Below are 23,576 nucleotides of genomic sequence, written 5' to 3'. Positions count from 1 at the left end.
GTCGGCTTCAGGCCTCACCTTAGCTGGGATCTCCTGGTCCGTCAGAAGAATATGTGGGATTCAGGAATCCTGCCAACTGGCCATCAGCCTGCCGCGGTCCTTCCGATTGCGCGCCTGGTCCCGCCGCCACGGTCTCGCTGGCCGAGCAGTTGCTGCCCTTGTAGCTGCCGCCGCCGTTGCAACCGCCCGCGTAAGGCGGGTTCAGGTCGCCGTAGTCCCCGGGTGTGGTCGTGACCTTGGCGTCGCTATTAGTCGCACGCTCACCCGTGATGGCGATGTTGCCCAGCGCCTCCACCGTGCCGGTATTGGTCGTGTTGCCGGCCAGTGCCAGGTCGCCGTTGGCGTGGATGGTCCCGGCGTTCGTGAGCGCCCCCGCCGACAGGCTCAGGTTGCCGCCGCCCACAATCTGCCCGCTGTTATCCAACGTGCCGGCGGTGCTCAAGGTCAGGTCGCCAGCCTTCTGGATGGTGCCGGTGTTGCTGACACCTTGCGCGCCGTTGAGGACCACGTTACCCGGCAGCACATCCCAGGTGCCGGTGTTCCGGATGGCCTGGGCCGAGAGCGTCAGCGTCCCGTTGGCATTCAGCGTTCCCGTGGTGGCCGCTGACGGGTCGAATACCTGGTTGGGCGCGTTGACCGTCAGGTTGTTGCCCGCCTGAATCTGGCCCAACGCGTTATTGAAACTGCCCGCGCCACCGTTGACCGTCAGCGTCAGGTCGCCCACGGTCGGGTTCAGGCCCGACAGATCGCCCGCGAAAAGCGTGCCGCCTGTGTTACTGGCCAACGCCCCGGTGGTGACATTCAATCTCTGCACGCCGGCCAGCAGGCCGCCCGCGTTGTCCAGGCTGTTGGCCGCATTGACGTCGATGGTCTGGCCGCCCAGCGTGCCCCGGTTGACCACATCGCCCGCGCTCACGTTGTCGGCCCACAAAATAGTCGGCAAGAGGGGTCTTACAAATCAAAGACCTATCCACCTTTTCTGTGAGTCAAATCTTCACTACTTTCAAAAAAGATGGAAATTTCCTACCGAAGTCACAAAATAGATGACATCACCCGTCGGAAGAGTTCCTGACGAACTCACTAGGGCGTTTCACCGCGACCACGTCTTCTACCGTTGCTTAATAGCTCACCGCCCGCCAGCCGCATACTCGGTTCGTTGATTGGAGCGAGCCATGAAAGCAATGCGACGGTGCGCCGCGTGCGGCCAACCCTTCCTCCCACGTCCCCAGGTACCACGGCAGTGCTATTGCTCGGGTGCCGCCTGCCAGCGTGAACGCCGGCGCCGATGGCAAAAGCAGCGCCTTCATACCGATGCCGACTATCGCGACAACCAAGGGCGGGCGCGCTCCGCCTGGCTTACGCGCCACAGGGATTACTGGTCCCACTATCGGGCGGCGCATCCGGCATATGTCGAGCGCAATCGAGAGCAGCAACGCACCAGAACCCGGCGTTGACGTTGACTGAACTTACATGGAAGCCAAAAAGCAACAAGGGGTTGCGCGAAATCCGCGCAACCCCTTGGCCTAATGATGCTGACTGCAGGACTTCCTCACCTGGAGGCTTACAAACAACTGCCACAGGTGAAAATCCGAGCTCACGAATCCCTTGGATCAGGAAATACGAGTCACTTATTTGTAAATTCTCTCAACTATTCTGAGAACCTACTGTGAGGAATCGGAATTCGCTGGACTGCGTTTTCCAAGAAATCAAAGACTTAACATCTAATTCCGTCGTCGCTCGGACGTCTTAGAACCGGAATTAGCTGGACTGCAGTGAAAAGAAGCGCGAATTAGCTGGACTGCCCCGCATGAGTCTTTTTGCGCACATTTTTTCGCCTTCCGCCCCACCTGTCTCGAAATCCCTCGTCTGCCCCTACCCCGACTGTTGCGGAGAACCCGTCCCAACTGTCTGGGAGAATCTCAAAGTAGCCTGCGCCGGATGACTGAAGTATCTGGCTAACTAATTGGGCTGTGCCACGGCGAACGCTCGCGATGCCTGCCGTCCCCTCTCCGTTTGCCGCCGGCGGGGAGTGACGTATGAAAATCGTCAGGCAGTGCCAGGCGTGCGGACTGCCGTTCGAGGTTCGCCCCCAAACGCCTGGGCAGCGCTTTTGCCCAGCGCCCGAGTGCCAGCGACGTCGGCGCCGCGAATGGCAGCGCCAGCGCTTAGCGACGGACGCCGACTACCGCGAGAACCAAGCACAGGCCCAACGCAGCTGGGCTGCGGCGCACCCGGAGTATTGGCATGAGTACCGCGAGCTTCACCCTGCGTATGAACGCAATGCGAATCGAGACAGAGCTCGGTCGGCCTTGGGGTCGATCTACGGTGAGGGAGGTTCTGACGAACGAAAAATACATTGGCCACAACGTCTACAACCGCGTCTCGTTCAAGCTGAAGAAGATTCGGGTCGCGAACACCCCCGATATGTGGATTCGGAAGGAGCATGCCTTTGAACCAATAGTCCCAAGCGATATCTTCTACACCGCGCAAGGCATCATGCGCGCACGAGCTCGCCGCTACTCGGATAGCGAGCTGATCGACAGACTTCGTGCCCTTTACAAAAGCCGCGGCTATCTATCTGGCCTGGTCATCGATGAAACGGAGGGGATGCCATCGACGTCAGTCTACGTCTATCACTTCGGAAGCCTCATCCGTGCTTATCAAACGGTTGGCTTCACGCCCGACCGCGATTACCGGTACGTAGAAACCAATCGTTTCCTACGCCGCCTCCATCCGGAGATTGTCACAGAGACGGAACGTAGAATACCCTCTTCGCGGTAGGCGATGACGACCAGAACATCTACAGCTTCGATGGCGCATCGGTGGAATTCATCCGCCACTTCACAGAAGACTACAATGCCAAACCGCAGTTTTTGGTCGAGAACTACCGTTCGAGCGGCAACATCATTGATGTAGCAAACGCCATCATCCAACCGGCCTCCGAACGCATGAAGGCCGAACAGTCGATCACCATCGACCGTGCCAGGCGCCGGCTGCCGGCGGGCGACGCTTGGGAAGTGCGCGATCCGGTCGCGCGGGGCCGCGTCCAGGTACTGCCTGCGTGTGAGTCCCCAACTCACCAGGCACTCGCTGCGATCACCGAGCTGCAGCGTCTGTCCGAGCTCGACGCTGACTGGAAATGGAGCCACTGCGCGGTGATCGCGCGCGAATGGCGGTACACCTACAACCGGTGTAGACGGATACAAAAGCTAAGAAAGAGAGCCTTGCTGGGCAAGGATTTGCGGGGAGGGCGCACCCATAAGGCGAGAAAACGGAACCCGTAAAATGAGAAATTCCGCCTGTGGCCTTCTCGAGCCTGGTGCCGGGCGAGCGGCTGATTGAACCTGTCCCATCAGCGGACGACGTTCGCGCTCGCACGCAGTTTTTCAAAAAGTCCGCTTGAAATAAGCAAATTCTAGCGATTTTCGCGGGTGATGGGAATCTGCTGCGTGCGCACCGAAAAACCCTCTATCCAGTCTCAGGCCGGTGATTTCGGTGGCGGGGCGAGACGGCCGCGCGCCCGTAACAACCGAGCTGGTGAGAGCCCATGAAATCGACCAGTGACTTTCGGGTTGACCGAAACATGTGCGACTTCGGGCATCGACGGTCGTGACTCGTCCGAAAAATGTGCGATTCGTCTGGAAGACTGTCCGAAAATTGTATGTTTCTGGCGCTCCAGGGTCCGTCGTGACAGGTCGAGACGTCTGCGTGCGCCTGTCGCAACCGACTTGGAGGGCATTCATGAAATCGACCCGCCTATGTCTCGCCTGTGGCAACGCGTTCGTGCCGCTGCTGCATGTTCCCCACCAGCGTTATTGCTCCTCGAAAGCCTGCCAGCGCGCTCGTCGACGTGACTGGCAAAACCGCCGGCTTCGTACCGACAACGATTATCGCGATAACCAGGCGCGGGCCCAGGCGAAGTGGCGCTCGACCCACTCAGGCTATTGGCGCGAATATCGAGCTGCACATCCAGTGTATTGCGAGCGCAACCGGAGCATGCAGCGGCTACGCAATGCAAGGCGGACTTTCAAGCCTATTGCAAATACGAACGTCTTCGTGCGCCATCGCCAGCTGGGTTCGGGCTTCTACGTGCTGCGCCATGCAGATGAGGCGGGCGTTGCAAAAATGGACGCGTGGACCGTCCACATCGCCGTGCTGTCTGCACCCACAGCGCCACCCATATGATTGCAAAGAGATGACGTGATTCACCCTGGCGTCGTGCCTGCTAACCTTGCCTCACCAAGGTTCGCTTTCAAACGCCACCACCTGATGTGAAGCTGTGGTGCTCGCATTTGAGGCGCTCCCTTGTGCTCGGTGCCTTCCGCGGTCTATGTCTGAGTTGCGGAGTGAAAAATGTCATCCAATAACGCGGGTGCAGCAGTCGTAGCCGACTCCCTGGCAGGACGGGCAGCGGAGTATGTCCGCATGTCGACCGAGCATCAGCAGTATTCGACCGAGAATCAGCGCGACAAAATTCGAGAATACGCAACCCGTCGCGGGTTCGAAATCGTCCGCACATATGCGGATGAGGGTAAAAGTGGTCTTCGAATCGACGGTCGCCAGGCACTTCAAAGTCTCATTTCCGATGTGGTCAATGGCAACGTTGATTTCCGCGTAATCCTCGTCTATGACGTGAGTCGATGGGGACGATTCCAGGATGCCGACGAGAGCGCGTATTACGAGTACATTTGCCGCCGTGCTGGCATCCAGGTTGCGTACTGTGCGGAGCAGTTCGAGAACGACGGTTCGCCTGTCTCGACCATCGTAAAAGGGGTAAAGCGAGCAATGGCGGGCGAGTACAGCCGAGAACTATCCGCGAAGGTATTCGCCGGCCAGTGTCGTTTGATTGAGATGGGCTTCCGACAAGGGGGGCCAGCCGGCTATGGGCTGCGCCGCGTATTGGTCGATGAACACGGTCTCATGAAGGCGGAACTGTGCCGTGGCGAACGTAAAAGTCTACAGACAGACCGGGTAATTCTCATGCCGGGGCCGGAAAGCGAGGTGCGAATTGTCAACCTAATCTACAACTGGTTTATCGACGAGTCGCTCGACGAATACGAAATTGCAGCTCGCCTGAATGGCATGCATGTGCGGACTGACCTGAACCGAGAGTGGACACGAGCTACGGTACGAGAAGTATTAACCAACGAGAAATACATCGGCAACAACGTATACAACCGAGTGTCGTTTAAGCTGAAAAAGATGCGCGTGACCAACACACCGGACATGTGGATTCGAAAGGAAGGGGCATTTCAGGGGATTGTTCCGAGCGAAACCTTCTACACGGCTCAGGGCATCATGAGAGCCAGAGCGCGTCACTACTCGAATGAGGAGCTTATCGAGCGATTGCGCAACCTGTACCGCAGTCGCGGGTTTCTGTCCGGCGTAGTGATTGATGAAACAGATGGCATGCCTTCTACGTCGGTCTATGTGTACCGATTCGGCAGTTTAATTCGCGCCTACCAGGCAGTCGGCTTTACGCCTGGACGAGACTATCGATACATTGAAACTAACCGCTTTCTGCGACAACTGCATCCGGAAATCGTCGCGCAGACGGAGAGCAAAATCGCGGATTTGGGCGGGGCGGTGGTACGCGACCCGGCTACCGACCTGCTGACGGTCAATGACGAGTTCACGGCCTGCATCGTGCTGGCGCGTTGCCAGGCTCATGGAAATGGCCGAAATCATTGGAAGGTGCGCTTCGATACGAGCCTCCTTCCAGATATTACTGTTGCGGTACGGCTCGACCAAATGAATGCCTCGGCGCTGGACTACTATCTGCTGCCACGCCTGGACTTTGGACAAGCTCGTATTCAGCTCGCAGACCAAAATCCAATCGAGTTTGAGAGTTATCGCTTCGATACGCTGGACTACCTCTACGGCATGGCCGAGCGTGCACGTCTGAGGAGAGTAGTGTGAACTCGCGGCAGCAGCTCGGAGAAATCCGGATGGTCCCCGTCGCTCAGATTGAAGTCATCAATCCGCGAGAACGCAATGGTCGCGTTTTCAAGGAAATCGTCGACAACATCAAGACCATCGGTCTCAAGAAGCCAATCGTGGTCACGCCGCGAGCAACAGCCGGTGGCGTAGAAAAATACCTGCTCGTGTGCGGCGAGGGGCGATTGAAGGCATTCCGCTCGCTCGGGGAAGCGACTATTCCCGCCCTCGTTGTAAGCGTTAGCGACGAGGACGCGTTCGTCATGAGTTTGGCGGAAAACATCGCACGCAGACAATGTCGCCCACTCGAACGGCTTGCCGGCATTCGGCAATTGCAGGAGCAGGGATATACACCGAAGGTCATTGCTGAAAAGACAGGTCTTACGCCGGCTTACGTTCACGGCATCCTCACGCTGCTGCACCAGGGAGAAGAGCGACTTGTCGTTGCAGTCGAGAAGGGCCTTGTCCCCCTGAATGCGGCCCTTACGATTGTTGGCGCAGGCGACGACGACACCGAAATACAAGCGGCACTTCAGGAGGCCTATGAGTCGGGAAAATTGCGGGGAAAGCAACTAATGAACGCGCGCCGTGTCATCGAGCGCAGAAAAGTACTCGGGCGAAGCACGGCACACAACATGACGAGCAAGTCCGCCGCCGCTGTCACGACGTCGAGTCTCGTGAGGACGTATGAGCACGAGGTAGAACGTCAGAAGTCCATGGTGAGAAAGGCCGAATTTACGCAACAGCGGTTGCTATTTGTAGTGGGCGCATTGAGGCAACTGTTTGCCGATGAGAACTTCATCAACCTCCTGCGTGCAGAGGGACTGGCCAGCCTGCCAAAGTATCTTGCCGAACGCGTTTGGCCAATCGGGAGGGCTACATGACTGGGGTAACTCTTGGATTCATCCCCGAGCCGTTGTCGGTACCGGTCACTAGCATCTTGCCGTCGCGCAGAATACCGGCACCCGTGGTGGAATCGCGCAAATTTAAGCAGATAAGAACCTCCATTGAGGAGGTGGGCCTCATCGAGCCGCTATCTGTAACGGCTGCGGACCGGTCTTCTGGGCAACATGTTCTGCTAGATGGGCATCTACGCTTACTTGCCATCCAGGACTTGGGGTACGAGCGGGCTGCCTGCCTTGTCGCGACCGATGACGAGAGCTACACGTATAACAATCGCGTCAATCGCCTCTCTACAATTCAGGAACACTACATGATACGGCGAGTAATTGACAGAGGCGTGTCGCCTGAACGATTGGCGAAAGCTCTTTCCGTGGACGTGTCTCAGATTATAAAAAAGATGTCACTGCTCGATGGCATTTGCCCGGAGGCGGCCGAGCTTCTCGGAGACCGGCAGTTCTCGGCAGAGCTTGTTCGCGCCATTCGCAAAATGAAACCGACGCGGCAGGTCGAGTGCGTTGAGTTGATGGTGGCCGCGAACAATGTGTCCGTCTCCTACGCCGAGGCCTTGTTGGTGGCTACGCCTGCAGCGAGTCTTGTGAAGGGAAAGAAGCCTCGCAAACTGACCGGCGTTAGCCCGGAGCAGATGGCGAAAATGGAGCGGGAAATGAGCAATCTGCAGGGACAGTACAAGCTCGTGGAGCAGACTTACGGCCAGGACGTACTAAACTTGGTGCTTGCGAAGGGATACCTCGCCAAGCTCCTCGAAAACGAACCTGCTCGGCAATACGTTGCCCAGCGACATCCGGATTTGATGGTGGAGTTCGAGTCCATCGTCGCGACCATTTCTCTCGACCAGCAGCAATGCGGCGTGGTCCCTTAGCCGAGCGCGGAGGCGCCACCAGCCAGGGCAGCGTCATCATCCTCGTCCAGTCCCAGCAACTCCTCCGTCGCCAAGGCCGCAGGCTGGGCTGCAACTGGCAGCGCCTCAACGTCCCGCAGCTTGCGCTGAACTGCCCTAGTTCTCCGGCCCACCTCATCAAACTTTTTGGCAGCGGCGTCAATCGATTTCTTGGTGGCATCAACGATGTCGCCGAACTTCTGAAACTCGGTCTTCACGCTACCCAGAATCCCCCACACTTCCGACGAGCGCTTCTCGATTGCCAGCGTGCGGAAGCCCAGCCGCAAGCTGTTCAGCATTGCCGCAAGCGTCGTCGGCCCGGCCACTACGATGCGGTGCTCGTTCTGAAGAGCCTCGACTAGGCCCGGGATGCGAGCAACCTCCGCGAACAGTCCCTCGGTAGGCAAGAAGAGGATGGCGAAGTCTGTCGTGTGAGGAGGGCTGACGTACTTGGTCGAGATTTTCTTGGCTTCGGCTCGGATTGACGACTCGAACGCGGCCGACGCTTGCTGGATAACGGCCTTGTCCAGGGCGTCGTGTGCGTCCTGCAACCGTTGGTAGTGCTCTATCGGATACTTCGAATCAACGGGCAGCCACACCGGCGCGTCATCGCCCTTCCCCGGCATCCTGACGGCGAACTCGACGAGGTCGTTGCTCCCGGGAACCGTCTTGACGTTGCGGTCGAACTGCTCGGCCGTTAGCAGGCTCTCCATGATGGCGCCCAACTGCACCTCGCCCCACGTGCCGCGGGTACGGACATTGGTCATGACTCGCTTGAGGTCTCCCACGCTTCCGGCAAGATTCTTCATTTCACCCAAGCCGGCATGAACCTGTTCAAGCTTCTCGCTGACCAACTTGAAGGAGTCGCCCAGCCGCTGCTCAAGCGTCGCGTGGAGCTTCTCGTCGACGGTCCGCCGCATCTCTTCAAGCTTGGTCGTGTTGTCTTGCTGGATGGCAGCTAGGCGTTCATTCAATGCCGTGCGAAGCTGCTCTGAACTGGTCTGCGTTCCATGTGCCATAACGCCGAGTTGCTGCGCAACAGCCTCTTGCAACGTCGTGAATTGATTCCGAATCTGATTGCCATTGCCCTCCAGCTGCTCCTTCAAGGCAGTGGCCATCACCCCAAGCTGGTTGGTGATGTCTGCCTTGAGAGAGTCAAGGGTGCCCCGAGTGGACGCGGTGAGGGCCTCGAAGCGCTCCTGGATGCGTGTCTCGAACGCCGTAGCACTTTCGGACAGAGCCTGACGAGACTTCCCGGTCTCCTGCGCCACAGTACCCAAGTGCTCGGTCATTTCAGTCCGAAACTTCGCCAGCGCTTGGGACGTCTCAGTTCGAGCATTCGCTGCGTCGGTCTGTGCCTGGGTGAGCAAATCCATCAACGCCTTGCTGGAAGCATCAAGCCGGCCGGTGAGCGCGATTTGCAGCGCCTCGAATCGCGCCGCCAGCGATGTGTCAAACGACCCGAACCGCTGCTCGAGCTTTGTCTCAAAGGCACTGAATGCGTTGGTCAGCTCGGTGCGGCCGCTTCTCGCTTCCTCAAGCGTCTGCCCCAACTTCTCGTCGACGACCTTCCGGCTCGCCTCCAGGCTTTCCGCCGTCGTTCTCTGCAGTTCGGTCACGCGCTCGCCAACGCTGCTCGAAAGCGCACCTATCTGCTGCCCAAAACGCGTCTCGAAGGCTTGGAAGGCTTGGTTGAGCTCCGCGCGACCGTTCCGAGCCTCAGCCACGGTGCGCTCGAGCTGCTCATCCATTGCCTTCTTGGAGGCGGCCATCGCACCGGCGGTTGCCTCTGTGAATCCGCGCAGCTGCTGCTCGATGCGCTGCATGCCGCCCTCGTTGCGAGAGACTGCTTGCACCAAGCTCTGGGAGGACTGTTCGAGCAGTCCCAGCCTCGCATTGAGGTCCGCGGGCGTCTCAAACTTTGTTTTGCGCAGCAACAGCGCCAACAGCAGCACCAGCGAAACAATGCTCAGCGCAACGAGGACGTAGAAGGCAGTTTCGGTCATGTTGTTCCTAGGTTTCCATTGTTCTTTCAAGGTCGCCGCCCCATAGAGGGGTGCTACGGGTTGATTTGCTCCTGGTCAACAAACCTTCCGTGGGACAGCAGCGCGGGTATCAGGTGGGCGTCCGCGTAGGCACAACCGGAGTTGCCTAGCGCCTTCTGTCCTTGCTTATCGGCGGCTTCTGGTGAGTGCCCCTTGCCTTCTATGAGAGCGGCCAGCATTTTGGAGTAGCCTGGTTCCCAAGCCGTGAGGCCGAGGAAACTTGTGCGCATAGCAGACAGGATGCGCATGCCAGACCAATCCAGGTCCCCCCAGAAGAAGGCCGGAATGACATCCTTGCCAAAGAGCCAGGCCTCGAAGCCATCTCGAAGGTTCTGACTGATGTCACCACGCGCCGCGTAGAAGAGAGAGCAACCATCCGGCGTGCGCAGCCGCTGAGCACTTCCCTTGAAGCCTGACGCGTAGACCAGCGCCAGCCCGTCGAACGCCGAGCTCATCGAGCGAATGGCGCGCTCGAAGCTCATGAGGTTCTCGATGAAGAGCACGCCCCGGCAGCCCGCCGGCGGCAGGAACACCTGCAGCTGAATCGGAGACTCCGGAAACGGGCATTCATCGACACCTAAGACTGCGGCGACGAGGCCCTGCCGCTTGTCCAGGACCTTCGACATGCCCCAGAATAGCTGAGAGGAGACTTCGCGGAGCAGCATGGGCTTGCCGGCAAGAGCGGGGAGCTCGTTCAGCCGTTCGACAACCTCTGTCATAGTGTGGTCCGGCATATCGATGCAGAACTCGGAGACAGCGGCCTTGACCTCGGCGGCCCCCTGGAACCCGTCGCGGACAGCCTCGCGCCAGCGCTCAGCTGCGGACTTGACGCGCTGTGCGCGACCAACCGTCCTTCTCACCTCGACCTCGTTGGCAACCGTGACGCGCGGCGAGTCGGCATAGCCGGAGCGGGAGCGGATAGCGCCGGCTGGCTTGACCGTGAGCCACCCCCAACGTACTAACTCGACGGCATGGCCCCAAAGCTCCTCCTTCTCCGACTCGCGCTGAGCTTTGTAGAGAGCCGGCCAAGTCCGCTCCCCGAGAGCGACCGACTGCGTACGAGCGCTTCCCCTTTGCTCGGCAGAATCCATTCGGTCCACGAGCAGGTTCAGCAGCTGCTGAACAGGCGAAGACTGAAGCCAAAGCGGTTGCTCCATCACTTCGCAGCTCCCGTGACTTCTTCAGCCTCTGCCGCATCAAAGAGCAGCTTAGCTTGTTCGCGAACCTCTTGACGCTGCGCTTCCCAGACCTCGCGCATGCGGTCCTTCTTGAAGATGCGCTCATCGCACTCAGAGACGAAGTCAATTTCACCGTTGTCTGGCACGTTCATCCGGCTGAAGCTGAACTCGCGGTCGAACTCAGGGCGCAGCGCGCCGGCGTGCTTGGTCGGCATGGCGCTGACGAGCTGCAGGCCCATGCTGTCTCGCAGATACCGCAGGACGGCACGTGCACGCGGCTCGTCCATCCGAGAGAAGGACTCGTCGCTAACAAGCAACTTCAAGCTGGCGCCCTTCTCGAACAGGCGCAGGCGGTTAGTCACAACGGCGGCGCGGACAATGTACGCCGGCGTCTCCAACTGACCACCCGAGCCCGTGCCCCACGTCGACAGGGCGATGCGGCCGCCGCTGTCCGAGTCATTCCAGATTTCGTAGCGTCGATAGTTGCGGTAGTCTGCGATGCGCAGCAGCTCGCGCCCTGCCCTGTCCTGGTCTTGGTCCAGGAGTAGCTTGACCAGGCGGTCACGGACCTCGATGTGCTTAGGCGACAACTCCGTCTCACCAAACAGGTCCACCGCTTCGGGAGAATCGGCCAGTTCCGCAACGGCTGAGAAGAAGCCGTAATACTCCTGGAACTCGGGCTCCCACTTTGACCAGTCGATGTTGAAGCGGTCGGTGCCAAACTTCAGCTTCTCGAGCTCGACGTTCAACTGGCGCAGCATCCGCACGCCATCGTCGACCTTGCTCTTGATTTCAACGCAGAACTGCTTGGTGAAGACGTCGTGGAAAGAGCGTTCCGCTTCCTCAATCTTCGAGCGGTTGTTGTACAGCCCGATACTCTCCAGCTCGTTGTGAAGCGTGCTGACCGAGCGCCCGAGGAGGACCAGGGGACCGTAGTAGGGGTCGAAGGATAGCGCATCCGTCAGGTGCGGCAGCGCGGCCTGAAAGCGTTCGTCGGTACGAACAGCAGCGTTGTACTCCGCCAGCATCTCGCGCAGGTCGCCCAAGAGCTTTTCGGGTTGCGTACGCAGATGGCCAAGCCGTGCTTGGACGGCAGGGACGTCGTACGTGTGAGACGCAATGAGGTCGTCCACCTCTTGGGCCATCACCGTGTACGTCTTCTCTGAGTTCGCTTCGCAGAGGTGCTTCAGGCGGCGAATCTGGTTTTCGCGCTCTTGGAAACGAGCGTCCCGGCCCTCGTTGATGCGCTTGATGACGCCCTCCGCAGCCATGATGCGCTGCTCGGCCAGCGTGACTGCCTTCTTGGCCGCCTCAATTTCCAAATCATGTACTCGGATGAGTTCTTCCAGTCGAGCCAGCTCCACCCTCAACTGTTCGACTTCGGTCAAGTCGAGCTGCGACAGCGTCCGACGTGTGGCGTCCAGGTCGCCGGCATGCTGAGCCAAGGGCGCCGCATCAAAGGACGGTTCCTTCAGCGATGTGAGCACTCTCCGGAAGCCATCTAACGTGCCTTGGGATTGTTCTAGCGCCTGGATGTCACGGTCAACGGTTTCCAGCTTCTCGGTGGTGGTCTGCAGCGCCCGCTCACGAGCCTTGCGACCAAGTACAAAGTCGCGTCGTTCGCAGATGAACATCGTCATCGCGCCACTACCCTTGCCGTCCTTGGTGAGGCCGCGCGGGGTCCGCCGCAGCTCCTCGGAGTCTGCCACCTTTACGACAGACCCGAACTGCTCGATGAGGTAGGCCCGCGCGATAGGGTGGTCGGTGCGCAACTCGTGGATGATGGAAGTGCCCGGCACACGAGACTGGTCGGCACGCTCCAAGCATCGCTTGCCTTGAACGACCTTCGAGCGCGAACCCCAGGACTGCAGGAAGTCAATCGTGCGGGCTTCCCAGTCCGGCTTGACGATGAGATTGAAGCGCGCGCCGTCCATGTAGCCCTCGATGGCGCCCTGCCACGCTTCGGACACCGGCTCGACGAGGTCGCACAACACCTGGACACCCGCGTCGGGAAGCCTCTCTCGAATGCGCTCCAGCGCGAGGACGGTGTCCCGGTTGTAGTTGCCAGCACCTGCCGCAAGACGTTGCTTGCGGTCAGCCAGCTCGCCGCGCTCCTTCTTAGCGGCCTCCACGCGCTGGCCGAGGGATGTCGATTCAGCAGCAACCGCCATGAGCACGCTGTCGTCGGTACCGACCAACGAGTTATGCAGCTGGCCCAGGCCGACGTCGATGCCGTCAAATGCGGCGGCCAACTGAAACAGCTTCTCTACTGACAGGACGTCATCACCGTTTGCGTCCGCCACGGAATTGAGCAGCCCGGCCAGCCGGTCCACATTGGTGGATGCAAGGGCCTTGGCCACGACGTCTACAGACGCGCGCAGCTTCGGGAACTGTTCCGGCACTGGCCGCTTGACGATAGAGTCACCGGTGTTCTTGATGTGTGCTGCAGCGAGGAGACCTGCATGCAGCTCAGCGAGCTTGGCGCGCGCGGCGGACGTCGCCCGCTCTAGGCGCTCGTCAAGCATATTCTTCTCGGTGTGGGCCGGAATGCCGCTCAACTTCGCTGCAATATTAATGCGGCTGCTATCAACGTTGCGCTTCAACTGCGCTTCGGTCTTGGCCTTGAGCTCGTGTTGGTCGGCCAGCGCGCTGTCGTCCTTGATTTTCTTCCGCTCGAAAGCGACGCGCTCTTCGTCCGCTGCCAGCTGCATCTTCGCCAAGAGCAAGTCATGTTGGACCTGCTCTTCGAAGGTGGCGGTCGTCTTGCCGATGACCTCCTTCAGCTCGCGAAGTCGAGTGACGGTCGCTTCAATGCGCTTGCCTTCAACCTTCAAGCTCGTCACCTGGCGCATCAGGTCACTGATGCGGGTGATGCTCTCCTGCAGCAGCTTTCCATCGAACTCAAGGATGTCGTCCCGAACCAGGTCATGAACCGAGCCGATGGGCTTGTAGGCAATCGACTGCGACCATGCCCGAGCCGCGTTCTGAGCCTCGTCCCAGGGAATGGACATGCGCCCGCGGAACCTGCCATAAAGCCCGCTGAGGTAGTCGCGCTTGTGGTCGTCGTAGGTGATGACCTTCGGGTACTTGGCCTTCAGTCGCTTGACGATGTCTTCGACCGGCACACAGATACCTTGGTCCATGTCCTCAAAGAACTGTTCGACCGACAGCGCAGCGTCTTCGACGATAACCAGAACGAGACGCTCCAGCTTCGCGTCTCGCCGCTCTCCTGAGCCGTCCACGCGCGCCGAGGCTGCTATGAGCGCAGTGAACATCTTGGCCGAGCCGTCCTCGGGCCCTGGACGAAAGACCGCCGCGAGGTAGCCCTGAGCACCTGCCGGCCGAGAGAAGAGGCTGTACTCGGCGCCGACCACGAAGGATTCAAGGGTGCGCTTGGACTTGCCACGGCGATGGTTTTGCTGGACTTCCTCTTGGCCAGGGTTGTAGGCCACGATGCCCTGGTAGGCTGCCGTCATGATGGTCTGAAGACCATCGAGCATCGTCGACTTGCCCGCACCCGTTGGGCCAGTGAGCAGCGTCATGTTTCCTAGCTCGTAGTTGCCGGGCTGCAGCTGTCCCCAGTTCACAAGAACCAAGCGGTCGAGCTTCATTGGTCGGTTTCCTCGACGGACGTTTCTTGGTCAACCACGCCTTCTGCTTCCAGAGCTGCACTCAGCGCGTCGTTGGACACGATGCCCAGGATGGTTGGCCGGATTGCGAGCAGCGCGTCTTCATCCGAAATCGAAAACTCGGCCGTGTAGCTGAGCAGGCGATGCCGCTTCAACTCGGCCAGCAAGGCCATCTTGTCGCCCATGCCGTTCGGCAGAGGACGCTTCAATTGCGTCTGCATGGTGGCCGCGATTTCCTCGAAGCTCACCAGCGCTTCACCCTGCGGCTGGATGTCGCCCGTGTTGAGCTTGTTCTGGTACAGGAAGCGCAGAGCAAGGGCCATCGCAACGAAGTCGGGAGACACCCGAGCCCGCAGCGATGGCGTCGGCTCCAGGATGTCCTCAGGCAGCCCATCGACTACGGCGCCCGCCACGTAGAGGCGATAGAACTGGTTATTGCTGTCGTGGTGCAAACGGAAGCCAGCAATGTCGAAGTAGTCCTCCAGCAAGCCCTCGACGCGCCTTGCGTCGTCATATAGCAGCTGCTCAACCCGGTCCTCCTCACGCACGATGGCACCGTAAGCCATCAGGCGGTTGATGATTTCCCGGAACCGGTCTGGCTTGATGTTGGCAAGCGCGAGTTGTTCGTTGACGTGCGACAGGAGGCTCATTTTTTGAGGTCAATCTCGTAGTCGTTGCCGCTGTAGAGCTCGTTCTCCAAGCGGGTGGGCAGCTTCTTGATAGACAGGTCTGCGCCGACCTCGCTTCGAACCGCCTCCACGGCCTGCATGGCACGGAGGGTGTCGCGGGCGGTGGCCGTTGGGAGCGCTGAGACCCGAATGGGATGCCGAAAGATGCGCAGGTCGCGCCGAAGCAGCTGAGCAACATCTTCGTTGGGGATGGAGAAGGCCTCCGCCTCGGCGCGGGCCATGGCTGCGGATAGGCGCTCTTCGCGCGACGGTCGCGGCCGAACGGAAATCGTGACCGCCTTGCGGCGCTGGGCGGCCGTCCGGAGCTTGAAGCTTGCAGGGTCCAGCAACCGCACCTCCGCCGGCGCCAGGAACTGCCCCATGTGCGCGAGCAGCAGGTCCTGTTGTTCCTTGGGGACCTCGGCGACCTGCTGAATCGCAGCGAGGTAGGCATGCCGGGTCTGGCCTGCGCGCAGCATCATCGACTGCAGCGCCAAGCCATTGACCCGCTTGAGGTAAGTCTCCATGGCCTTCAGGAAGCCAGGCTGCTTCGACTGGCACGCAGCATCAACGATGTCTTCGATGCGGGTTAGGAGCCAGTCATAGACGGACGTGCCCACGTGTTCCTTCACGGCCCAATGGGCGACGTCTCGCAGCTGTTCGTCCATCCGCTTGAACTTGGCCTCGGGGACGAGGCGAAGCCGCTCCAGCTTCTGCAAGATGGCCTGCCGATTAAGCGTTGCGTTATCGGCAGTAAGCTGCTTGGAATAGTCACGCTGGAAGCGGTCCAGGAACTCGACGAACTCGCTCCATTGCGTTTGCACCGAGGCGGTCTGCATCAGGTGCCGGACCAGCTCTTGGAAATAGTCGATGCCATCGGTCAAGTCCTCTATGACTTTCTCGGCGTACTCGTAGGCGTCGACTAGGTCGTGCGCGTCACCTCGGTCGGACAGCGCCGCTTCCAGTGCATTGCGACAGCCCCGCATGTTCCGTTGCCGGCTGCGGCTCGGGCGGTCCAACGACCAGAGAGCCTCCGCGAACAGCTTCCCTGGCCGAGAGAATCGGAAGGCCGTGACGAGGCCGGTGCGGTCGGCGAACTGCTCCAGCCAGGCGTCGGTCAGCAGTGCCCGGATGACCATGCCGACGAGCGCCTGCGGGTCATCGGCTTCCGCACCGCTCAGCTCATCGTCGCCACCCTCTTGCGCCTTGACGTCTTGATACTGCCGAACGACCGGCAGCAGGAGCTCGCGCAGCGCATCCCGCGTGAGGTTGTGGGCATAGTCAGCCATGGGGCCGTGCAGTCGGTCATAGAGTGCCCGCAGGCAAGCAGCCACAAGCTCCCGGCGGGAGTTATTCAGGGGACGGAAGAACCGCTGACGCTCAGCCTCAAAGAACACAGGATGACCCGCTGGTGGAGTCATGGGTTCCGGCAACAGGTCAGACGGTATCAAGGCTGATTGCTCCCATTGGACCTTGCCTGGTCCATGCACTTTTGAAGTATTATCTTCAAGGATAACTTATCTTACAAGATAAAATATGAACACGCCACTCACCCCGGCGCAGCTGCGCCTGCGGGACATGGAAGTGCTGCTTCGTTGGGAGGGCGAAATTGATAACAGTCGCCTGCGCGAGGTGTTCGGCATCCAGTCCGTACAGGCCAGCCGCCTGCTGGCAGCGTTCTTGGCGGAGTTCACCGACACGGTCACGCGAGCCACGCCGTACGCGCCCATCACCGCCACAAAGGCGTTCCGACCAAGACTGGCCGGCAACAGCCCTGACGAGTACCTGCAGCTGGTTCAAAAGCTTGGCGCCTCACACATCGACTCCACGGTCGAAGACCTACGACTTGATTTGGCACCGGTCCGCCCAGCCCTCTTTGCCGTCATTACCCAGGCCTGCCGTAGACGCGTAGGGCTACGCATCCGCTATCGGTCACTGGCAGCCCCGGAAGGCCAGGACCGCCTTGTCTACCCGCATGTGCTCGTTCGAGCTGCGCGCCGGTGGCACGCTCGTGCATGGTGTGTACAACGGCAAGCCTTTCGAGACTTCGCGCTAGGACGCATCCTGCAAGCTGCTCTCGATGCTGAGCCAGCGCCCGCCGCCGCGCAAACGGACAAGGACTGGTCCGAGTTCGTCAAACTAATCGTGCAAGCTCACCCAGGTCTACCGGACGGGCAAGCCCGGCTTCTTCGGGACGAGTACCTAGGCGGCGAGGAAAGCAGAACATTGCGAGTACGCCGATGCTTGGTTGGGTACACGGTCCAAGACCTACGCATTGCCACCGAGCTGGCCAGACAGACACCGCCTGAGTACCAACTAGCGCTTTCAAACGCCAGGGACTTTGTCGGAGAGTTCGGGGTGGGCGGTGGCTGACCACCATCACGAGCATTGAGCCCTCTATAGAACCAACCAAACACATTGGGCATGACTGACGACTTCGAAGGCGCATCGCCAATACGGCCAGAAGACCTCGAGGCGCTGGCGCGCGCGCAAGCGGCAGCCACTGATGCGGAAGCGAATCCACTACCGCCGATGCTCACCGGTCCAAAGCGCCAGCACTTTCTCCCGCGCTTCTACCTGGATGGCTTCAGCCGTGGCGGTCTGGTCGCGGTATTCGACCGCGAGAAGAATGAGATTCGAAACCAGCAGCCGGTGAACACTGCGGTCATCGGGCACTTCTACACGATGGAAGATGCCGAGGGCCGGCGACGCTTCGAACTTGAGGCACTGCTGTCGGAGTACGAGGGGAAGGCCAAGCCGGTCATCGACAAGCTGGTGGCTGCCGCGCCTGACCTTTCGGCTGACGAACGGAGCGACCTGTCAATCTTTATCGCGTTGGCCGCGACACGGACCCCGGACATGGTGCATTCCGTGCAAGCTCTGAACGGGGAGATGGTCAAGCACACAGCCAAGGTTCTCTTTGCCGACGTTGACCAGACCTTCGCGCGCCTGCGTGTCGACGAAAAGTTTGCGCAAGAGTCCGATGACGAGCTGTACAAGCAGGCGGAGTGGATGGTGAAGATGGCCAAAACCGACGGATTCATCGTAGAGACTGACGAGAAGTGGGCGGTCGGTCGAGCCATCGAGATGGCACTTTCCGCTGCCCCCTACTTCGCTGGACGTCACTGGCGCGTGGTTCATCGGAACAACGAGAAGCTGTCGTTCATCACGTCGGACTCGCCCGTCTACCTCAACACGGTGGTCCCGCGGCCCACGTCCGTGTACGGGGTCGGATTCGGCAGTCCAGACGCCTTCATCTCGTTCCCACTTCACCAGTCCTGCACCCTCGAGATGTTCGGCGACAGTTGGCATCCTTGAACACAAGCCAGCAGGTCGCGACTACCTGCGGATGGCCAACCTGCACTTTGCCAGGCGCTGTCAGCGGTTCGTCGTCGGACGCGACGAGGCATTGGTGAAGTCGTTGACGGAAGAACTTGGGCTTGCCAGCAAGAAGTGGCAGCCAAAGTTCAGGGGCAACTGACCAGACGCGCGTCAGCGCCTGTGCGAATACGCCAAATTTCGGTGCCAGTCCGTTATTGCACAATCACTGTCTCATGGCAACTTCCCTAGCGCACCAATGTCTTCCACACGGCGTTCATGGATTCACATTTCATGCCCCCCCGAGGATGCATATGCTTTGATGCAAGAACCTACATGCTCCCCGCCGCGCGCAACGCCGCCGAGGAGAAGGGCCGCCCCATCCAGTTGATGGCTTCGGTCATGTGGCGATTGCCGCCGGCGCGGACGAGGTGCTAACCACCAGGAAAACCGATTCTGGGGGGAAGTTCTGAGAAATCGGCACGCTGGCGAAGGCAGAGGCGTGGGACGAAAAGTCTGCCGAGCGAGGCCGGCTCCATACCGTAGTGCATGGGTGGCGGCTGAGTGAAGGCGCATCCCAGGCAAACCCACCAGGGAGGGCTGGGCTCAGCCTTCACCACCCGTAGGTAGGCTGAAAAGTGTGCATCTGCTTGTCTGGCTGAGCCTTTCATGACTGCCATCAACCTTTACTTTCGCGAACGAAATGCCTATTTCCTGAGCCATCCAAAGCGCGCCGGAAATCGAATCCGGGGCTGCGAGCGCACGCCAAGCACATTCTCCGACGGCAACAATTGTAGGGACCCCGGGTACCGGTAATGGGGCGAGCTAACCGCCCCCTCCACACCCTTGGCAACAACGTCACCTGCTGCCGGCACATCCGGCTTGCCAGCGCAGCCCCAGTGCGTCAACACTGGCGGTTATGACTGCCTCGTCGACGCTCACGTTCCTGAACCCGTTTGAAGGCCCGCCCGTGCCCCTTCGGCTTGCGGGTGTGCTGACGTTCAGCCCTGAGGTGCACTTTAAGCTCAGCGGCGCGCCGCTGTCGACCGTCTTCGCCGAGGAGGGGCTGCTGCCGTGGTATCGCAGAGGTCTCCGGCTCCAGGAGAGCACGGCTCCCAACCGTGAGCGCCGTGCGCAGAAGTGGATTGACGAGCTGGCAACGCTACGGCCGGGGGTGTTCGATGTCTTTCCTGATATGCAGCTGGCGCGCAACGGAGATGGCGACGCGCAAGAACGCCTCAACCAGATGACAGACTTCGAGCTGGTAAACCGGGGACGGGGCCGCCAGCACGCGGACCTCAAGCCGCACCAGGCCTATCTCGAGGAGGTCGGGGCGGCGGACCTTGAGCTGGTCCGGCAGCTCAAGGGCGGAGACATGGCGGGCGCTCTTGCGCATATGACCGCCCACCCGGTTCTTCGCCATCTGCTGTGGCCCGCGGCGGAAGCTGTGATACGCGAGGCTTCACACGTCGACGAGTTGATACCCCTCTTTGCCGCAATGGCGTTGGACGTGCACTTGGGCTGGATGGCGGCGTGGGACACCGACCGCGCACGTGAACAGGGTAGTCCGTGGTCCAGTCTCGGCTGCTTGCTTCCGAGCGCTCAGCAGCCAGGTCGCAATCCCACCAGCCTTTTCTTCGACGAACTGAAACGGCGCCTGGGCGCACGCAGCGCGGTCCAGGTCCTCAAGCGGGTGCCGGCACCGCGGTCCGGCCTTGACCAGGCTACGCTGGACCGATGGAGCGCCGGAACGCGTCTGCCTGATAACACGACGCTGCAGGTTATACTCCGAGCGTACGGACTGGACCAGCCAGACGAGCTGCTCTATTCGCAACTGGCGTGTTCACGGCATGTCCATATGCTGGGACACCTCGCCCAGCGCTTGCAGGTAAGGGCGCGCGAAGCTGCGCAGCCGCACCGGTTATGGCCGTGGCCAGCATACGCGTTCGAGTTTCCTGACTTCGAATCCTGGGCCGCCCACAGGTATCCGTTCTGGCTGGACTTTCACCGGTGCCGTAGCGAGGATGGCGCGGCGGGCCGCGCCATCCTGTCTGCACGCGAGAGCTAGACTCTCTCGCGGCTGGCGCTAGCGCTGCTTCGGCGTGTTGCCGCGGCCGCCGCCAGACGGCTTGCCGGTCGTGCTGGGATAGTTGGGATTCACGGGGTTCGACGGCTTCGCGGGGGTCGAGGGATTCGGGGTATGGGTTTTCGAGACGCGCATTACAGTTCTCCTAGAAGGTTGACCGGTCATCACCGGCACCACCACTATCCCGAAACAGAACGGCCCCGTGACTGGCAATGTTTTTCCAAAAACGGCGCAGCGCCTAAAGTAAGCGTCCGGAGGGAGCACCTAGCAGTAAACGGGGGGCGGCAGTACCGCACATCTCGCCGCGCAACTCGTCTCGCCGGGTCTCAGGCGTCGCCTCCCGCCATGCGCGTTGCGCGGCCTGGCCATTGACGGCCTCATGCAGGTCGGCGTAGCTGAGGTCGGAGCACACGGTTGGCAGGACCTGCTTGATGGACCAGGAGCCCCTCAACTCCGAATGGTAGTAGCCTCGACGCGCATACGTGAGCAGGTCGACCAGCCGCATATGCTGCCGTACTCATTAATGCCACCAAGTGCAGCACGCCCGTGTTCACCGACTCTCCAGCTTCCAGTGCGTCGGCGTCTTTCCATTCGGCGTACGGTCAGCGTTGCACCGAACGACGCTCAGCGTATTTTCCATCGGAAGATGAACCCAGACTGGCACACCGAAATCCCTGAAGCCCTGTAGCTCGGCCAGAAATTCACTATTCTGACGAGTCCTGTTTTCTTCAGGGTCCTTCTGCGACATAAGGATGAGCCGCGTCCTGACGTTCGGATTGCGGGCGAATGCAGGCCGCATGGCCCGGTACTGGTTGAATTTGCTGGCAATCTGCAGCGTGTCCCAGCTCCCAACGCCCTTTGCCTCGATAAGCAGAAGATGCGTAACCGGCAGAGCCCCGTTGCCGGAATTATCGGTGAAACACATGATGAAATCTGCGTCCTGCTGCTTTCCAGTGACGGGAAAGTGGTCGTTCTCACCGGCTACCAGAGGCATCGGTTCGTCTTCCACCAGGCTCTCATTCATCAAGGCAGCGTAAAGCCAGTCCAGATGGAAATCCATTGCGCAGAAAACGTTCTCCGGTCTGTTGGTGATTGCGCACTTCGCTAGTACCTCAGTCATGAAGTCAGCATGCGGCGCAATCGCAACGCCAAGCACTCGCTGTATGAGTGCGAATCGCTCCTTGGCATTGAATCGGCTAAGTCGATATTCCAAGCTGCCCACCGGAAAGCGGTCGCTGAGGCAGGTCATCATTTCGTGTGCTGTGGCCAATTGGTCCCTCATCTTCATGAGGTTTGCGGGTACAACCATTTACGTGATTGTGCCTGCATAAAGGGACATTTTTTTGTCCTATCTTCCTTTCGACTCGCGTCGCCAAGCTTTCGAGCACTCGCTCGCTTTCAAGTCCACGTCGAAAATGACCGAGGTTCCAATGGCCGCGGCAACACCAAGAAGGTCAGTCATCGTTGACTTTTCGATACGAGATGCGGCTTCGTTCTATTTCCACCGCTGCGTCCCTTGGCAAGGAGCTCAATGCCGTCCTGAAAGATGGCTTCGACATCGTATGGCTCCGTCAGGCGTAAAGGAAGCAACCACGGGCGCCTCAGTCCATGCCTGTGCGAAGATAGGTACTCCATTTTCTCAGACTCCTTCATGGCAAACGACCACGCAGCGCTACTGAACTCGGTTCTCCATCGGCTCGGCCGCAATATCCTGCTATTCCAGCAAATTGAATCGGGATTGAAGTTCATGCTGCCGTTTATGCACCCGAAAGGGAGCGCTAGTGGCGACGGTGCCTTCGCCAAGTTTCGGGACATGACCAAGGGCCAAACGCTGGGGCAACTGGTGGAAAACTTCCAGGAGTCGATGAGGACGGACGCTGACGCCCTGAAGCAGTATCTCAAGCGAATGGTGGAGCAGCGCAATCAGCTCGTTCATCATTTCCATGAGATGCCTGGCGTGTCGCTGGGGACCGTGGCCGGCTGCCGTGCCGCGCTACAAGTTCTCGACGAGCAGCATCGCGAAGCGGAACCGTTCCTGGACATGCTCCATGCACTAGGTGTTAGCCTGGCCGCATCGATGGCCAAGGACTACCCTGAGCTGGCGACCGTCTACATGGCGCTAAAGCAGCAGCTCCCTGCCCATGTCGAGTATATCGACCTGTCCGACCCGTGCGAGACGAATTGGCCCACCACTCGCATCGTTCGGGCTCTCCAGGAGGCCGAATCTCAAACCGAGCCCGTGAACGGCATGACATCATTGACCCTTGCCGGGGTCTTCCTCCGCTCGCTCGACGCTGGGCTAACTCCACAGGCGTATGGCGTCAGCAAGCTCAAACGCATCCTTATACTGTCAGGGGCCTTTGACATCGTCGAATACCGTCCGCACGAGACTGCGGAGCCCATCACGCTCTATCGTAGCAAGCCCGCCGACACGCTCGGCCCCGCGTGAAGCCGATACTGTACGAGATAGCGGTACCAGGCGCGTTCGCTAGGGAACTCGAAAGCGTAAGGTCAGATTTTCACGCTTGCTTCTTGAGTCTTGGCTTGCTAGCGCGCTGACGCGGAGACGCAGTCCGAGTCAACATGAGTGGATTGATGGTCGGAACTGGAGCAATTGTTTCCAACCACTGCTCGCGCCCAAGGGCGCGAATAACTTGGATAAGAGTACGCAGCGACGAGCCAGTGCCACTCTCGAGATTTCGCAAAGTGCGAACGCTGATACCCGCCCTCGCTGACAGTGTGGCCTGGTCCAGGTTCCGGTGTACCCGTAGCGTCTTCAATCGTTCCCCTAGCTCCGCCTCAATCTCTGCCGGAGTCCTATGCCTTTGAGTATTGCTCGTCGTCCCCACATCTTCCTCCCGACATCTTCCACCCCCATCCGCAACAACCGGCAACATTGCTCCCCTTAACGCCA

The 23,576-nt window shown here is 59.9% G+C and carries 17 protein-coding genes and 1 pseudogene; 10 read left to right on the top strand and 8 right to left on the bottom strand.

All coding sequences use genetic code 11. The annotated features are described in order from the left end of the window. Positions 1–19 precede the first annotated feature (19 nt). Positions 20–943 carry a hypothetical protein gene (locus CupriaWKF_RS00180; protein ID WP_276099052.1) on the bottom strand — a complete coding sequence of 308 codons (924 nt, stop codon included), beginning with the start codon at positions 941–943 and terminating at the stop codon, positions 20–22. A 1,325-nt stretch (positions 944–2,268) separates the two neighbouring features. Between CupriaWKF_RS00180 and CupriaWKF_RS00175 the strand changes: the two are divergent. The 6 genes and pseudogenes from CupriaWKF_RS00175 to CupriaWKF_RS00150 all read left to right on the top strand — a co-directional run. Next, positions 2,269–2,766, top strand: a pseudogene (locus tag CupriaWKF_RS00175) (recombinase family protein); the annotation flags it as partial. A 56-nt stretch (positions 2,767–2,822) separates the two neighbouring features. After that, complete coding sequence (locus tag CupriaWKF_RS00170) at positions 2,823–3,284, top strand: hypothetical protein (protein WP_276099051.1); 462 nt, start codon at positions 2,823–2,825, stop codon at positions 3,282–3,284. Between the two features lie 457 nt (positions 3,285–3,741). After that, positions 3,742–4,185 (top strand): hypothetical protein, encoded by a 444-nt coding sequence (locus tag CupriaWKF_RS00165; protein ID WP_276099050.1) that lies wholly within the window; start codon positions 3,742–3,744, stop codon positions 4,183–4,185. 168 nt (positions 4,186–4,353) lie between these two features. Beyond that, positions 4,354–5,919 (top strand): recombinase family protein, encoded by a 1,566-nt coding sequence (locus tag CupriaWKF_RS00160; protein WP_276099049.1) that lies wholly within the window; start codon positions 4,354–4,356, stop codon positions 5,917–5,919. Then, positions 5,916–6,821 carry a ParB/RepB/Spo0J family partition protein gene (locus tag CupriaWKF_RS00155; protein ID WP_116345207.1) on the top strand — a complete coding sequence of 302 codons (906 nt, stop codon included), beginning with the start codon at positions 5,916–5,918 and terminating at the stop codon, positions 6,819–6,821. Before CupriaWKF_RS00160 ends, CupriaWKF_RS00155 begins: the two co-directional genes overlap by 4 nt. Continuing rightward, complete coding sequence (locus CupriaWKF_RS00150) at positions 6,818–7,720, top strand: plasmid partitioning protein RepB C-terminal domain-containing protein (protein ID WP_276099048.1); 903 nt, start codon at positions 6,818–6,820, stop codon at positions 7,718–7,720. Before CupriaWKF_RS00155 ends, CupriaWKF_RS00150 begins: the two co-directional genes overlap by 4 nt. Here the strand turns inward: CupriaWKF_RS00150 and rmuC are convergent. Genes rmuC through CupriaWKF_RS00125 form a run of 5 tightly spaced genes read right to left on the bottom strand, consistent with a single transcriptional unit; the run spans position 7,717 to position 16,547 of the window. Beyond that, entirely contained in the window at positions 7,717–9,744 is a 2,028-nt protein-coding gene (gene rmuC, locus CupriaWKF_RS00145) for a DNA recombination protein RmuC (RefSeq protein WP_346348598.1), read from the bottom strand. The two genes, CupriaWKF_RS00150 and rmuC, sit on opposite strands and share 4 nt — an antisense overlap. Positions 9,745–9,797: 53 nt before the next feature. Continuing rightward, positions 9,798–10,940, bottom strand: coding sequence for a DUF2220 family protein (locus tag CupriaWKF_RS00140; RefSeq protein WP_276099047.1), 1,143 nt, complete (start codon positions 10,938–10,940; stop codon positions 9,798–9,800). Beyond that, positions 10,940–14,572: an SbcC/MukB-like Walker B domain-containing protein gene (locus tag CupriaWKF_RS00135; RefSeq protein WP_276099046.1), complete on the bottom strand. Its 3,633-nt coding sequence runs from the start codon at positions 14,570–14,572 to the stop codon at positions 10,940–10,942. The genes CupriaWKF_RS00140 and CupriaWKF_RS00135 overlap by 1 nt, the downstream gene beginning before the upstream one ends. Continuing rightward, positions 14,569–15,240 carry a DUF4194 domain-containing protein gene (locus CupriaWKF_RS00130; protein ID WP_276099045.1) on the bottom strand — a complete coding sequence of 224 codons (672 nt, stop codon included), beginning with the start codon at positions 15,238–15,240 and terminating at the stop codon, positions 14,569–14,571. Before CupriaWKF_RS00130 ends, CupriaWKF_RS00135 begins: the two co-directional genes overlap by 4 nt. Beyond that, positions 15,237–16,547 (bottom strand): Wadjet anti-phage system protein JetA family protein, encoded by a 1,311-nt coding sequence (locus CupriaWKF_RS00125; protein ID WP_276099044.1) that lies wholly within the window; start codon positions 16,545–16,547, stop codon positions 15,237–15,239. The genes CupriaWKF_RS00130 and CupriaWKF_RS00125 overlap by 4 nt, the downstream gene beginning before the upstream one ends. A 247-nt stretch (positions 16,548–16,794) precedes the next feature. Here CupriaWKF_RS00125 and CupriaWKF_RS00120 point away from each other — a divergent pair, with 247 nt between their 5' ends. The 3 genes from CupriaWKF_RS00120 to CupriaWKF_RS00110 all read left to right on the top strand — a co-directional run bounded on the left by CupriaWKF_RS00120 (position 16,795) and on the right by CupriaWKF_RS00110 (position 20,644). Beyond that, complete coding sequence (locus CupriaWKF_RS00120) at positions 16,795–17,631, top strand: WYL domain-containing protein (RefSeq protein WP_276099043.1); 837 nt, start codon at positions 16,795–16,797, stop codon at positions 17,629–17,631. 51 nt (positions 17,632–17,682) lie between these two features. Then, entirely contained in the window at positions 17,683–18,576 is an 894-nt protein-coding gene (locus tag CupriaWKF_RS00115; protein ID WP_276099042.1) for a DUF4238 domain-containing protein, read from the top strand. A 919-nt stretch (positions 18,577–19,495) separates the two neighbouring features. Continuing rightward, positions 19,496–20,644 (top strand): hypothetical protein, encoded by a 1,149-nt coding sequence (locus CupriaWKF_RS00110; protein ID WP_276099041.1) that lies wholly within the window; start codon positions 19,496–19,498, stop codon positions 20,642–20,644. Between the two features lie 568 nt (positions 20,645–21,212). Here CupriaWKF_RS00110 and CupriaWKF_RS00105 read toward each other — a convergent pair. Beyond that, on the bottom strand, positions 21,213–21,950 hold the full coding sequence (locus CupriaWKF_RS00105; RefSeq protein WP_276099040.1) for a hypothetical protein: 738 nt from the start codon (positions 21,948–21,950) through the stop codon (positions 21,213–21,215). 363 nt (positions 21,951–22,313) lie between these two features. Here CupriaWKF_RS00105 and CupriaWKF_RS00100 point away from each other — a divergent pair, with 363 nt between their 5' ends. After that, complete coding sequence (locus CupriaWKF_RS00100; RefSeq protein WP_276099039.1) at positions 22,314–23,111, top strand: hypothetical protein; 798 nt, start codon at positions 22,314–22,316, stop codon at positions 23,109–23,111. A gap of 70 nt (positions 23,112–23,181) precedes the next feature. Here CupriaWKF_RS00100 and CupriaWKF_RS00095 read toward each other — a convergent pair whose 3' ends face one another. Next, complete coding sequence (locus tag CupriaWKF_RS00095) at positions 23,182–23,559, bottom strand: helix-turn-helix transcriptional regulator (protein ID WP_276099038.1); 378 nt, start codon at positions 23,557–23,559, stop codon at positions 23,182–23,184. Positions 23,560–23,576 lie beyond the last annotated feature (17 nt).

This window comes from Cupriavidus sp. WKF15, from assembly GCF_029278605.1.
GTDB lineage: Bacteria > Pseudomonadota > Gammaproteobacteria > Burkholderiales > Burkholderiaceae > Cupriavidus.
This window is presented reverse-complemented; position numbering and strand designations above follow the sequence as displayed.